The 12602-nt window shown below is 72.1% G+C and carries 10 protein-coding genes and 2 pseudogenes; 7 read left to right on the top strand and 5 right to left on the bottom strand.

The genetic code is table 11. The annotated features are described in order from the left end of the window. Positions 1-185 precede the first annotated feature (185 nt). Both ACH45E_RS30490 and ACH45E_RS30485 read left to right on the top strand, forming a co-directional pair. The gene (locus tag ACH45E_RS30490; protein ID WP_361453670.1) at positions 186-4259 is read left to right on the top strand and encodes a beta-galactosidase; all 4074 of its coding nucleotides are present in this window, start codon (positions 186-188) and stop codon (positions 4257-4259) included. A 109-nt stretch (positions 4260-4368) separates the two neighbouring features. Beyond that, entirely contained in the window at positions 4369-5625 is a 1257-nt protein-coding gene (locus tag ACH45E_RS30485; RefSeq protein WP_361453673.1) for a hypothetical protein, read from the top strand. Here the strand turns inward: ACH45E_RS30485 and ACH45E_RS30480 are convergent. Both ACH45E_RS30480 and ACH45E_RS30475 read right to left on the bottom strand, forming a co-directional pair. Then, the gene (locus tag ACH45E_RS30480) at positions 5620-6327 is read right to left on the bottom strand and encodes a phenylalanine--tRNA ligase beta subunit-related protein (RefSeq protein ID WP_361453676.1); all 708 of its coding nucleotides are present in this window, start codon (positions 6325-6327) and stop codon (positions 5620-5622) included. The two genes, ACH45E_RS30485 and ACH45E_RS30480, sit on opposite strands and share 6 nt — an antisense overlap. 49 nt (positions 6328-6376) lie before the next feature. Next, entirely contained in the window at positions 6377-7213 is an 837-nt protein-coding gene (locus ACH45E_RS30475) for an EamA family transporter (RefSeq protein WP_361453679.1), read from the bottom strand. 144 nt (positions 7214-7357) lie between these two features. Here ACH45E_RS30475 and ACH45E_RS30470 point away from each other — a divergent pair, with 144 nt between their 5' ends. From ACH45E_RS30470 to ACH45E_RS30455, 4 genes are all read left to right on the top strand, one after another. Beyond that, positions 7358-7948 (top strand): XRE family transcriptional regulator, encoded by a 591-nt coding sequence (locus ACH45E_RS30470; RefSeq protein WP_361453682.1) that lies wholly within the window; start codon positions 7358-7360, stop codon positions 7946-7948. 36 nt (positions 7949-7984) lie between these two features. Next, positions 7985-8473, top strand: coding sequence for a MarR family transcriptional regulator (locus ACH45E_RS30465; protein WP_361453685.1), 489 nt, complete (start codon positions 7985-7987; stop codon positions 8471-8473). Further along, a complete protein-coding gene (locus ACH45E_RS30460) occupies positions 8470-8934 on the top strand; it encodes a MarR family transcriptional regulator (protein ID WP_361453688.1) in 465 nt (154 codons plus the stop codon). The genes ACH45E_RS30465 and ACH45E_RS30460 overlap by 4 nt, the downstream gene beginning before the upstream one ends. 62 nt (positions 8935-8996) lie before the next feature. Further along, positions 8997-9344 carry a tetratricopeptide repeat protein gene (locus tag ACH45E_RS30455; protein ID WP_361453726.1) on the top strand — a complete coding sequence of 116 codons (348 nt, stop codon included), beginning with the start codon at positions 8997-8999 and terminating at the stop codon, positions 9342-9344. Between the two features lie 95 nt (positions 9345-9439). Here ACH45E_RS30455 and ACH45E_RS30450 read toward each other — a convergent pair. The 3 genes and pseudogenes from ACH45E_RS30450 to ACH45E_RS30440 form a co-directional block, all read right to left on the bottom strand. Continuing rightward, a pseudogene (locus ACH45E_RS30450) lies at positions 9440-9830 on the bottom strand (M48 family metalloprotease); the annotation flags it as partial. 6 nt (positions 9831-9836) lie between these two features. Continuing rightward, a pseudogene (locus ACH45E_RS30445) lies at positions 9837-10178 on the bottom strand (BlaI/MecI/CopY family transcriptional regulator); the annotation flags it as partial. A gap of 23 nt (positions 10179-10201) precedes the next feature. Next, positions 10202-11611 carry a PepSY domain-containing protein gene (locus ACH45E_RS30440; RefSeq protein ID WP_361453691.1) on the bottom strand — a complete coding sequence of 470 codons (1410 nt, stop codon included), beginning with the start codon at positions 11609-11611 and terminating at the stop codon, positions 10202-10204. 132 nt (positions 11612-11743) lie between these two features. Here ACH45E_RS30440 and ACH45E_RS30435 point away from each other — a divergent pair, with 132 nt between their 5' ends. Then, positions 11744-12388, top strand: a complete 645-nt coding sequence (locus ACH45E_RS30435) for a peptide deformylase (RefSeq protein ID WP_361453693.1) — start codon at positions 11744-11746, stop codon at positions 12386-12388. Positions 12389-12602: the final 214 nt, after the last annotated feature.

The following is a 12602-nucleotide window of genomic DNA, read 5'->3' as shown; positions in this document are numbered from 1 at the left end:
TGTGTTGAGCCTTGTGCCCCTTTACTGTTCGGCTTTGCCTGAGTCTGTTTGATACTGATTGCTCAGGCGGTATGGAGGCCGCAGTGCGGAGTAATCGGATCGATTCAGAAGCTGCGAGACCCGGTCGGCGCCGATGGTGGAGGGCGGCCCTCGCGACGGCCGCGACCATCGCCCTGGCCGCGGGCATGACCGCGCCCGCCGCGGCGCGGGACCTCGGCGGGCAGGCACCCGCCGCCGCTCCTGCCGCCGGTGCGGGGGCGCACACGGTGAGCCTCGACGGCTACTCGTTCCTCGTCGACGGCAAGCGCACCTACCTGTGGTCGGGCGAGTTCCACTACTTCCGGCTCCCGAGCCCGGACCTGTGGCGCGACATCTTCCAGAAGATGAAGGCGGCCGGGTTCAACTCCACGTCGCTGTACTTCGACTGGGGATACCACTCGCCGAAGCCGGGGGTGTACGACTTCAGCGGGGTGCGGGACGTCGACAAGCTGCTCGACATGGCCGAGGAGGCCGGGCTCTACGTGATCGCGCGCCCGGCGCCGTACATCAACGCGGAGGTCGACAGCGGCGGCCTGCCCGGCTGGATGACCACCAAGGCCGGGCACAACCGCAGTGACGACCCGCAGTTCCTGAAGTACGCGGACGAGTGGCTGACCCGGATCGACCGGATCATCGCCCGCCACCAACTGACCAACGGCACCGGCTCGGTCATCGCCTACCAGGTCGAGAACGAGTACTACAACGGCTCGGCCGCCGGACACTCCTACATGAAGCACCTTCAGGACAAGGCCCGCGCCGACGGCATCACCGTACCGCTGACCGGCAACAACAACGGCACCTTCAACTCCGGTACCGGCGCACTGGACGTCGACGGACCGGACTCCTACCCGCAGGGCTTCAACTGCTCGAACCCCTCGAAGTGGAACGGCGTACCGGACATCAGCTACGACCACCCGGACGGCAAGCCGCTGTACTCGCCGGAGTTCCAGGGCGGCGCCTTCGACCCCTGGGGCGGGCCGGGCTACGACAAGTGCGCCCAGCTGATCAACGACCAGTTCGCCAACGTGTTCTACAAGCAGAACATAGCCGTCGGCGCCACCGCGCAGAGCTTCTACATGACCTACGGCGGCACCAACTGGGGCTGGCTGGGCATGCCGCAGAACTACACGTCCTACGACTACGGGGCGGCGATCCGGGAGAACCGCCAGCTCGATCCGAAGTACTACGAGGACAAGCTGATCGGGTACTTGACGCAGTCGGTCGCCCCGCTGACCAAGACCGCGGCGATCAGGTCCACCCCGCCGGACAACTCCGCCGTCGTCGACACCGCCCGGATGAACCCCGACACCAAGACGCAGTTCCACGTCCTGCGGCACGGGAACTCCACCTCCACGGCGGTCGACAAGACCCATATCTCGCTGGACCTCAACGCCCAGCCGTCCGCGGACACCACCTACACCTGGGACGACCCCGACTCCGCGCTGCAGTACACCGGTTCGTGGTCGCACGTGGCCGACACGAGCTACACCGGCGGCGACTACAAGCACACCGAGTCCTTCTCCGACAAGGCCGGTGACTCGCTCACCGTCCCCTTCGACGGCACCGCGGTCCGCTGGATCGGCTCGAAGACCAACAACCACGGCAACGCCGACGTCTACCTCGACGGCACCAAGGTGGCGACCGTCGACGACTCCGGCGGCGAGAACCAGGCGGTGGTCTTCCAGAAGACCGGCCTGACGGACGGGGCGCACACCCTGAAGATCGTCGTCGCCGGGAACCACAGCTCGGGGTCCACGGCCAACTACGTGGCCATCGACGCCATCGACGTGCCCAAGGGCGCCTCCGCCGCGGAGCCGACCTACCCGGTCGTACCGCAGCAGCCGGGCACCGCGATCACGCTCGACGGGCGCGACTCGCACGTGATCGTGTCGAACTACCGGCTCGGGGACTCGCAGTTGCAGTACTCGACGTCGGAGATCATGACCCACGCCGCCATCGGCGCCCGGGACGTCGCCGTGCTCTACGGTGACCAGGGCAGCGACGGCGAGACCGTACTGCGCTACTCCTCCAAGCCCACCGTGACCACCAGCGGCGGCACCGCCACGACCACCTGGGACGAGGCCACCGGTGACCTGCGGCTGAACTACACGCACAAGGGCCTGACCCGCATCAGCGTCAGCGGCGGCGGAAAGCGCCCGCTGCTGCTGCTCGTCGGCGACAAGGCCACGGCGGAGACCTTCTGGCGTCAGGACACGGCGACCGGCCCGGTACTGGTGCGCGGCACCCATCTGCTGCGGACGGCGACCGGCCTGGACGGCGGCGACACCGTGGCGCTCACCGGTGACAACGCCGACGACCAGGACATCGAGGTGTTCACCACCGCCGGCCATGTCACCTGGAACGGCAGGGCATTGGACACCCGGGCCACCGGGACGGGCAGCCTCACCGGGAAGATCCCGGTGGCCGCCCCGATCCACCTGCCGGCGCTGACGAACTGGAAGCACGCCGACGAATCCCCCGAAGCGGCCCCCGGTTTCGACGACTCCGGCTGGCAGGTGGCCGACAGGACGACCACCAACAGCGTCTCCGGCGTCAACTCGCTGCCGGTGCTCTACGCGGACGACTACGGCTTCCACACCGGCAACACGTGGTACCGCGGCCGCTTCCGCGCCGGCGGCAAGGAGACCGGCATCCACCTGGTCTCCGACTCCGGCGGTGACGCGCAGGCGTTCTCCGCCTGGCTCAACGGAACCTTCCTGGGCAGCTCCACCACAGGCAGCGCCGACTTCACCTTCCCGGCCGGTGCGGTCAAGTCCACGGGCGACAACGTCATCTCCGTGCTCACCGTGAACATGGGGCACGAGGAGGACTACAACTCGACCAACGGCAACAAGACCGCCCGCGGCCTGACCAGCGCCTCCCTCGTCGGAGCGCCGCTGACCGCCGTCACCTGGCGGCTGCAGGGCGTACGGGGCGGCGAGGACCCCGAGGACACGGTGCGCGGCCCGCTCTCGACGGGCGGCCTGTACGGCGAGCGGGCCGGCTGGTCCCTGCCGGGCTACCCGGACGGCGGGTGGAGCACGGTGTCCCTGCCGGCGAAGGACACCCGCCCCGGGGTCTCCTGGTACCGCACCGACGTCGACCTGGACCTGCCGCACGGCCAGGACACCTCGCTCGGACTGACGTTCACCGACGACCCGTCACGCAAGTACCGTGCCACGATCTTCGTGAACGGCTGGCAGGTCGGCAACTACGTCAACTACCTCGGCCCGCAGCACACGTTCCCGGTTCCCGACGGGATCCTGGACCCGAACGGCCACAACAGCGTCGCCATCGCCGTGTGGAACCTGGACGGCAGCACCGGCGGGCTCGGCAAGGTCTCGCTCACGAACTACGGCAGCTATGCCTCGTCCCTGCGGGTCGCGCAGAACGACAGCCCCCGCTACAGCCACAAGAAGTACGCGATGCCGAAGCGGCCGGGGGCGGACGTCACCCTGGACGTGCCGGACACCGCTCAGTCGGGAAAGGCCTTCACGGCCGAGGCGACGGTGCGGGTACCGAAGGACAGGGCGTCCGCCTCCCGGCTGACGGCCTCGCTCCTGGCGCCCGACGGCTGGAGCGTGAGCGCCACGGGCCCCACGTCGGTCAAGCGCCTGCGCGCGGGCGCCTCGGCCACCTTCGCCTGGAAGGTCCAGCCGCCGGACGGGAAGCTGCCGTCCGCCTCGGCGCTCACCGCCACGGTGCACTACCGGCAGAACGGACGGCAGACCACCAACGGCGACGAGCGCATCGTCGGCGGGATTCCGCCGGCTCCCCCGTCCGGGAAGAGCGCGGTGAGCGACCTGCCGTTCCTGTCGTCCACGAACGGCTGGGGTCCGGTGGAGCGTGACAGCAGCGTCGGCGAGCAGGCGGCCGGGGACGGCCGCCCGATCAGCATCGCCGGCACCGGTTACACCAAGGGCCTGGGCACCAACGCGGTCAGCGACGTCGAGCTCTACCTCGCCGGACAGTGTTCGCGGTTGACGGCGGACGTCGGGGTCGACGACGAGACAGGTGGCGGGGGAACGGTGACGTTCTCCGTGATCGCCGACGGCAAGACCCTGGTGACCACACCGACGCTCCACGGCAAACAGGCCGCGGTGCCGGTCGACGTCGACATCAGCGGCGCCCAGGTGGTCGACCTCAAGGTCGGTGACGCCGGCGACGGCAACGGCCAGGACCACGGTGACTGGGCGAAGCCGACGCTGACGTGCGGCTAGCGTCGTCCGCGGACCGACAGAGCAGCACCGGCGCCTCGGCCGACGGGAAACCGTGGGCCGGGGCGCCGGTCCCTCTCCCCCCACACGCAGGACAAGAAAGGCTCATGCCGTGACTCACCTCCTCCCCAGGCCCTTACGCACCACCGTCCCCGCCGTGGTGGCGCTCGCCGGCGCCCTGAGTGTGCTCCCGGGCCCCGCACAGGCCGTCGCCCGGGACGAGGCACTGGGCACGTACAACCAGAGCCGCGGCACCGTCTCCCTCACGGGCCGGCAGTACGGCACCACCGCCGACGACGTCAACGCGGTACTGGTCTCGGGCGGCACCCTCGGTCTGGACGACTCCACGGTCACCAAGTCCGGCGACACCACCTATCTCGACAACAGCCGCATCTACGGCCAGAACGCCGCGGTGCTCGCCGAGTACGGCGCCGCGATCAACCTCACCGACAGCGAGGTCGTCACGGACGGGACGGGCGCCAGCGGGGTCTTCGTCACCAACGACGGCTCGGCCCTGTCCGTGACGGGCGGCCGGGTCACCACCTCCGGCAGCTACTCCAACGGCGCCGACGCCAATCTCGGCGCCACGATGAGCCTGCGGGACGTCGACCTCAGCACGACCGGGGAGCAGTCCGCCGCCGCGGCGGCCACGCTGGCCGACGCCCGGCTCACCCTCACCGGCGGCACCGCCACCGCCACCGGCCCCTCGTCGCCCGCCCTCGCCTCCACCGGAACGCTCACCGCCTCCGGCACCACGATCGACTCGGCGGACGACTACGCGGCCACCGTGGACGGCGCCAACACCCTCACCCTCGACCAGGTGACCGCCGCCGGCGCGGCAGGCGGCATCAGGGCCTTCAACAGCGCCGGCGGCACCCCGCGCGGCCCCGCCACGGTGACGGTCCGGGGCGGCTCGCTGGACACGGGCGGCGGCGACGCCTTCCGCGTCGACGGCACCCACGCGAACCTCACCGTCCAGGACGGCGCGGCGATCACCGCCGACGGCCGCCTCCTCACCGTGCTGAACGGCGGCACGGCCACCCTCACCGCGGTCGGCGAGGCACTGACGGGAGACGTACTCGCCACCGGCGGCGGCGACGCCACGGTCGCCCTCACCGGAGGAACGACCCTGTCCGGCAGCGCGACCGGCACGGCACTGACCCTCGACGCCGGCAGCGGCTGGAACGTCACCGCCGACTCCGCGGTCACCGCCCTCTCCGATCCCGGCGGAATCTCCGGCGACACCATCGCCAACATCATCGGAAACGGTCACACCGTCACGTACGACCCCGCGCTCAGCGCGAACAAGGACCTGGACGGCCGCACCTACACCCTGCGGGACGGAGGTTCACTGCGCCCGGCTTCATGACCGGGGTGACCCAAGTGCCGGGCCGAGGTAGGCCACCGTGGTCTGTCCGGCGTGCGCGGCCAGGAGGGCCTGGAGTTCCTCGGCCGCGACCTCGAGGAGGTCGCCGTCGCGGGTGGCGTCGAGGGTTTCGAGGAGGAAAGCGACGTGCGTGGAGTCCTCGGTGACGCGGGTGCGGTGGGCGTCGCGGTGGTTCCAGTGGCGGGTCAGGACGCCGGTGGTGTCCGCGTAGATGATCTCGCCGGGCCTGGGGTTCTCCACGGTGCCGGGTTCGCCGAGCGGGGTGAAGGACTCGGTGCCGTCCGCGTGGCGGATGTCGACGTCGCCGGTGACGTGGTCCAGGTCGAAGGCGCCGGCGGGCAGGCCGTGCCGGACGGAGACGGCGTTGTAGGAGTCGACGGCCGGGTTGATGCGCGGCAGGGCGCCCTTCTTGGCCAGACGGCGGCCGAGGGCGTCGACGCTGGGCCGGATGCGGCGGGGGTTGGTGCCGAAGGAGCGGTAGGCGGTGTGCCAGGTCTCGATGCGGGGGTCGGTCTCGCCGGCGGGGTGCCAGGTGCCGTCGGCGAGCTGTTGCTCCAGCTCCGCCAGGGCGGCGGCGGTGTGCGGCCAGGGCTCGTGGCCGCGCAGGCCGGTGGCGGTGACCAGGGCGATGAGGGTGTCGGGGAAGGCCGCTGCGACGGCGGGGGCGAGGCGGAAGGCGGGCATGGGCGGGGTTTCCGTTCCTGTTGTGCGGGAGCCTCTGCTCGGGTCGGGCTCAGGTCAGGGCGAGGAGGCCGACGGCCACGGCGGCGGTGCCCAGGCCGACGAGCTGGCCTCGATGGATGCGTTCGGCGAGCACGCCGCGGGCGAGCAGGACGGTGCCGGCCGGGTAGAGCGCGGTGATCACGGCGACCACGGTCAGGTCCCCGCTGCGAGCCGCGAGCAGGAACAGCAGGTTGGCCAGCGAGTCCAGTACGCCCGCGGCCGCCGACATCGCGTACGCGGGCCGCTCGGCGCCCAGCCTGCGGTGCAGCAGCCCCGCCGCGGCCAGGGTGACCGCCGAGGCGACGGCCCGGCCGGTGATCAGCGGGGCCACCCCGCTGTCGGACGGTGCCTGGTGCAGGCAGATCAGCTGTAGGGCGATGGCGGCGCCCGCGCCGAAGGCCAGCAGCAGCGCCGTACGCGACGGACGGACGGCGCCCGCGCCGTGTCCGGCGCTGACCAGCACCACCGCGGCCAGCGCGAGCGGCAGCCCCACCAGTCCGGCAGCGGTCAGCCGTTCACCCTGGAGCAGTCCGACGCAGACGGGCAGCGCGGCGGAGACCAGCGCGGTCACGGGCGACAGCACGTTCATCGGGCCGATCGCCAGGGTGCGGTAGAGCAGGGCGAACGCGGCGGCCGAGGCGACCCCGGACGCGGCGCCCCAGACGAGGGCGCCCGCGCCGAACGAAGCGCCGAGCACCGGCCACAGCAGCAGCTCGACCGCGAGACTGGCCGGGGCCGCGACCATCACGGTACGCAGCACATGGGCCTTACGGGCGCCGAGGCCGCCGAGGAAGTCGGCGCATCCGTAGGCGAGTGAGCTGCCCAGGGCCAGCAGCAGAGCGATCACGGCACATCCCTTATCATCAGTGGAACGACTAGACCGTACAACGCAACGACCGGCTGATGTCAACCGAACGACCGCGCGGTGCATCGAAGTGGTCCACCGGCAAGGACCGGCAAGGCCGACACGGCCGGCCAGGATGGAGTGCACATGCCCGAGACGGCCGCGGCCCTGCGGACGGTCGCGTACAACGTCCGGGCGGCCCGCACCCGCGCGGGCCTGTCCCTGGACGAGCTCGGCCGGCGGGCCCAGGTGAGCAAGGGGGCCCTGGTGGCACTGGAGAAGGCCCAGGGCAACCCCAACCTCGCGACCCTCGTCCGGCTGGCCGACACCCTGGGCATCTCCGTGTCCGCGCTGATGCAGGGACCGTCCGACGGCCGCGTCCGGGTCGTGTCCGCCGACGCCGTCGCGCCCCTGTGGACCGGAGAGCGGGGCAGCGAGGCCAGGCTCATGCTGACGACCTCGGGCCCGGCGCCGGTCGAGGTCTGGCGCTGGCGGCTGGAACCGGACGAGGAGTACCCGAGCCATCCCCACCAGGCCGGGGTCGTGGAGACCGTCAGTGTCGTCTCCGGCCGGATGACCCTCGTGGTCGACGGCACCGAGCACTCCGTCGAAGCGGGCCAGACCGCCACGTTCGACGGCGACACCCCGCACACCTACCGCGGCGCGGGCAGCGGGACCTGCCACCTGATCATGACGGTCCATCTGCCACCGGGTCCCGCCGTCACGGCCCCGAAATAGTAGCCATGTACATAGTAGCCATGTACCGTATCCGCCATGAGCAGCGGTCCAGAAGGAGCCACGCCCGGATTCCTGGTGTGGCGGTTGTCGATGAAGTGGCGGGTCGCGGTCGACCGGGCGGTGGCCCCGCTGGGCCTCACCCACGCCCAGTACTCCCTCGTGGCGTCGCTGTACGGCATGCGGCGCTCGGGACTGCGGCCCAGTCAGCGCCAACTCGCCGACCACACCGGCCTGGAGCCGCTGTACGTGTCCAAGCTGGCGCGCTCCCTGGAGTCCGCCGGGCTGATCGAACGCGCCAGGGACCCCCGCGACCCGCGCGCGGTGCAGCTCGCGCTCACCGAGCAGGGCCACGAGGTCACCGGGCGGGCCGTCGAGGTCGTACAGGGACTGCTGCGGCAACTGCTGGAGCCGCTCGGCGGACCCGGCAGCCCGAGGGCCCGTGACTTCACCCGCGACCTGGCGACCCTGCTCGACGCACCGCTTGATCCTTTCACCTCGAACGGCAACGAGACGGAGCAGTCATGACCACCACCGCACCGGCTGTCGGCCCCCGCGTCATCGCCCTCGCCCACTACGCCTCCCGGGCGGTCCTGGAGCGCGTACTGGCCTCCCACGGCATCAGCTTCCAGCAGTCCGTCACCCTGCGGCTCGCCGCCGTCGCGGACGGGCCGGTCGAACCGGCCCACCTCGTCGACGGCGTCACCGGCGCCCTGAAGGTGGACGAGTCCGACGTGCGCGGCACGGTCGAGGAGCTGATCACTCTGGGGTTCCTGACCCCCGAGGAGCCGTCCCGCCTCCGTATCACGGACGCCGGACGGGAGTTGTACGCCAGGGTCTCCGCCACGACCGGGCCCGTCACCGCCAGGATCTACGCCGGCATCTCCGAGGAGGACCGGGCCGTCGCGGGCCGTGTGCTCACCCTGATCACCGAGCGGGCCGACGCCGAGCTGGCCGCCCTGGCCGCCCCGGCCACCCTGGCCAAGTAGTGGAATATTGAACAACCGGGTTCCGTTGTGGGCCTCGAAGGAGGTCACCAGTGGAGTCTCGAGTGGACACGACGTACTACGACCAGGGGACCGCGGCGGAGCGCTGGGAGCGGGCGCGGCTGTTCTTCGACGCCAAGGACTACGCGGGCGCGGCCCGTGTGCTGGCCGGGCTGGTCGAGGAGGTGCCGGAGCAGACCGGCCCCCGGCTGCTGCTGGCGCGCTCCTACTACCACTCGGCCCAACTGCGGCGCGCCGAGGCCGAGTTGCGCCTCATCGTCGAGCGCGACCCGGTGGAGCACTACGCCCGGCTGATGCTGGGCCGCACGCTCCAGCGGCAGGGGCGGCACACGGAGGCTGAGTCGCATCTGCGGATCGCCTCGGCGCTCGCGGGCGACTTCGAGACCGTCTGAAACAGGGTGACCGCCGAGTTCGCCGAGGACATGGCGGAGACCAGCGTGCCCACGGCGGCGCCCCAGGGCCAGCAGGGCCGCCACCCTGCGCGGTAGAACAGGGCCCGCCGTTCGGCCGGGGCGAGGCCGTCGAGCAGTCCGCTGGTGACGACCACCCGGCCCGGGGTGCCCGGGAGCGCGTAGGCGTACGGTGCGGTGTCGGGCAGGACGGCCACCGTGGTGCCGAGGGCTCCGGCCGGCGCCCGCCGGGCCCGGCGGGTCACCCGGCGGTGCCGGGCCAGGGTGCGTCCGCAGGCCGCGGCCACCAGGGCCAGGGCGGGGATGGCGGCGCGCCCGGCGATCTCGTCGTGCGGGACGGCGGCCCGTACCTCGGGGTCGGACCAGCCGCCGGGTGGCCGTGAGCGGGTGCAGGTGCCCCTCGGCGAGCCGGGCGACCGGCCCCGCGGACAGCGGAAGCACCAGCGGCAGGAAGACGAAGACCCCCATGGGGCGTCAGTGCGCCTCCCCGGTCTCCGCGGCCTCCAGCAGGGCGCGCAGGACCTGTTCGTCGCCGGGCGGCAGGGCGGTGACGAAGCCGGCGAGGACGGCCTCGCGGTCCCGTTCGCCGTCGAGGAGGCGGCGCATGCGGAGGGCCGCGAGGCGGGCCACGTCGGCGGTCGGCATCCATACGAAGGAGCGGCCCTGCCGTTCGCGGGAGACGACGTCCTTGGCGAGCAGCCGGGTCAGGATGGTCACGACAGTGGTGTGGGCGAGGTCGCCGCCGAGCCGCAGCCGCACCCAGGACGCGGTGACCGGCCCCTCCGCCTCGCGCAGCGCGCCGAGGACCTGGCCCTCCGGCGTCGGCGTGTCGGACCACGCTACTTCACGTCGGCCGCGCTCCCGTACGTCCTGTGCCCACGGCGGTGGGCGATCTCGCCGAGGACGATGTCCACGGCCAGGAAGGCGGCCAGCGGGATGCCGAGCAGGGGGACGAAGTATCCGAGGACGGCGATCGCCGCCATCGCCGGGACCAGGATGTACGGGGGCACCTGCGCCCAGGCGCCGCGCGGGACCGGGCGGCCGAAGGCGGAGCCGCGGCCGCGCTGCCACCACATGCGGTAGCCCCACAGGATCAGCAGGACCAGGGCGAGCGCGAGCAGGGCCAGCGCGATCTGGTTGACGATCCCGAACAGGATGCCGGTGTGCAGGTCGATGCCCCAGCGGGTCAGCTTGGCGAGCACGGGGTGGTCGTCGAACCGCACGACGTCGGTGACCTGGCCGGTGGCCGGGTCGACGGCCACCGCGTCCTGCTTCTCGGGCCAGCTGCGCTGGACCTGCTTGACGACGTACGCCGAGTTCGCGTCGGCGGGCGGGACGATCTCGACCGGGTCGGTGAGGCCCTTCGCCCGCGCCGCGGCGAGCACCTTGTCGAGACCGACGCCGTGCCCGGCGTCTCCTCCGGAGGCGGCGGCCGAACCGTGGCCCGCGTGCTCGCCGCTCGCCGCGGCCGAGACCGAGGGGGTGGCCTGGCCGAGGGAGGTACGCAGTTCGTCGACATTGGCTCCGGCGTACGTGGACCAGGTCAGGCCGGTCGCCGAGAGGAAGAAGAAGCCGGCCGCGGCCCACACGCCGACGGTGCCGTGCAGACCGAGGGTGCGGCGCCGTCCACTGGTGCCGCGCACCTTGCGCAGGGCGCGGCGCCGGGAGAACCACAGCGCCAGACCGCCGCCGGAGATCACCCACAGCCAGCTGGCGGCGAACTCGCTGTAGAGGCGGCCGGTGTCACCGAGGTGCAGATCGCGGTGGAGTTCGTCGATCCAGGTGCGCAGGGGCAGCGCGCCGGTGGATCCGTACTGTTCGAGCGCGCCGCGCACCTTGGCGGTGTACGGGTCGACGAAGACGGCGAGGGTGCGGTCGGCGCCGACGCCCTCGACGCCGGACAGCAGCACCCTGGTCGTCGCGTCGGCCTCCGGCGAGGGGCGTACGGCGGAGACGGTGCCCTCGGGGTGGGCCTTGCGGGCGGCGGCCACCTGCTCGGAGATCGGCAGCTTGCTCTTGCCGGCCGGGACGGTCAGCTCATGGCCGTACACGAGTTTCTCGGCCTGGAACGAGCCCGCGTACAGCAGGCCGGTCACGGCGGCGACGAGCAGGAACGGCGCGACCAGTACGCCCGCGTAGAAGTGCAGACGGAGGATCAGGGGACGCAGCGGGGCCCAGCGGCTCGGGGAGGGGGCCGGGGCGGGGCGTCGGGGAGCCTCGTCCGTGGTGGTCGAGGGAGCGGTGGACATCGGCGGTGTTCTCCGGGGGCTTGTTTCGCACGGTTGGTGGTCCAGTGGTCGGGGCGTCGTACGGTCCAGTTCCCGGCATGTGAAGTGGCGTCCGTCACATGGACGGTGCGGAGGGCGTGCGATCCTGGCGAGATGGCATCTCCCTCCGGTCGTACGCCCCTTGCCGAGCGGGTCGAGGAACTCCTCGCCACCGACGGTCCGTTGCCGATCATGGCGGCCGGTGACCCGGTGCTGCGGGACGGAACCGAGCCGTTCGAGGGCCAGTTGGAGCCCGCGCTGCTGGCCCGGTTCGTCCAGGCGCTGCGCCTCACCATGCACGCGGCCCCGGGCGTGGGGCTCGCCGCGCCGCAGGTCGGGGTGGGACTGCGGATCGCGGTCATGGAGGACCCCGCGCCGGTGCCGGAGGAGATCCGGCTGGCCCGGGGGCGGGTGCCGCAGCCGTTCCGGGTGCTGGTCAATCCGTCGTACGAGCCCGTGGGCGACGGCCGGGCGGCGTTCTTCGAGGGCTGTCTGAGCGTGCCCGGCTGGCAGGCGGTGGTGGTCCGGCACGCCGAGGTACGGCTGCGGGGCGAGGACGAGCACGGGCATGCGGTCGACGAGCTCTTCACCGGCTGGCCCGCCCGCATCGTCCAGCACGAGACGGACCACCTCGACGGCACCCTCTACCTCGACCGGGCCGAGCTTCGCTCCCTGTCCTCACCCGAGGCGATGGCGTCCCGCTGGAACGAGCCGACGCCCGAGCGGGCCGCGCGGAAGCTGGGGTTCGACCTGCCCTAGGCGGTCCGGGCTGCTGGGGGCTCCGCCCCCAGACCCCCGGCCTATGCCCACCCACCACCCGTGCGAGTGGGCTGGGAGGCGTGGCTCTCCTCTGTCGTCGCCGTCGGCTGGAAGGCGAGGCGCGCTCTTGTCAGCCCGTCTGGGGGTGCCCCCTCTGGGGGAGTTTGAGGACGAGGCCGTTCAGGCCGAAGGGGGGTCCAGGGGGCGCAGCCCT

The sequence above is a fragment of the Streptomyces sp. NPDC020299 genome (genome assembly GCF_044387825.1).
In the GTDB taxonomy this organism is placed as follows: Bacteria; Actinomycetota; Actinomycetes; order Streptomycetales; family Streptomycetaceae; genus Streptomyces.
Note: the sequence above shows the minus strand (reverse complement) of the source record. Positions and strands in the feature narration are given on the sequence as shown.

Coding starts and splice junctions, on each gene's coding strand:
- ACH45E_RS30460 (WP_361453688.1), top strand. CDS start 8,470: ATGACCACCACCGCACCGGCTGTCGGCCCCCGCGTCATCGCCCTCGCC.
- ACH45E_RS30435 (WP_361453693.1), top strand. CDS start 11,744: ATGGCATCTCCCTCCGGTCGTACGCCCCTTGCCGAGCGGGTCGAGGAA.
- ACH45E_RS30480 (WP_361453676.1), bottom strand. CDS start 6,327: ATGCCCGCCTTCCGCCTCGCCCCCGCCGTCGCAGCGGCCTTCCCCGAC.
- ACH45E_RS30470 (WP_361453682.1), top strand. CDS start 7,358: ATGCCCGAGACGGCCGCGGCCCTGCGGACGGTCGCGTACAACGTCCGG.
- ACH45E_RS30490 (WP_361453670.1), top strand. CDS start 186: ATGACCGCGCCCGCCGCGGCGCGGGACCTCGGCGGGCAGGCACCCGCC.
- ACH45E_RS30440 (WP_361453691.1), bottom strand. CDS start 11,611: ATGTCCACCGCTCCCTCGACCACCACGGACGAGGCTCCCCGACGCCCC.
- ACH45E_RS30465 (WP_361453685.1), top strand. CDS start 7,985: ATGAGCAGCGGTCCAGAAGGAGCCACGCCCGGATTCCTGGTGTGGCGG.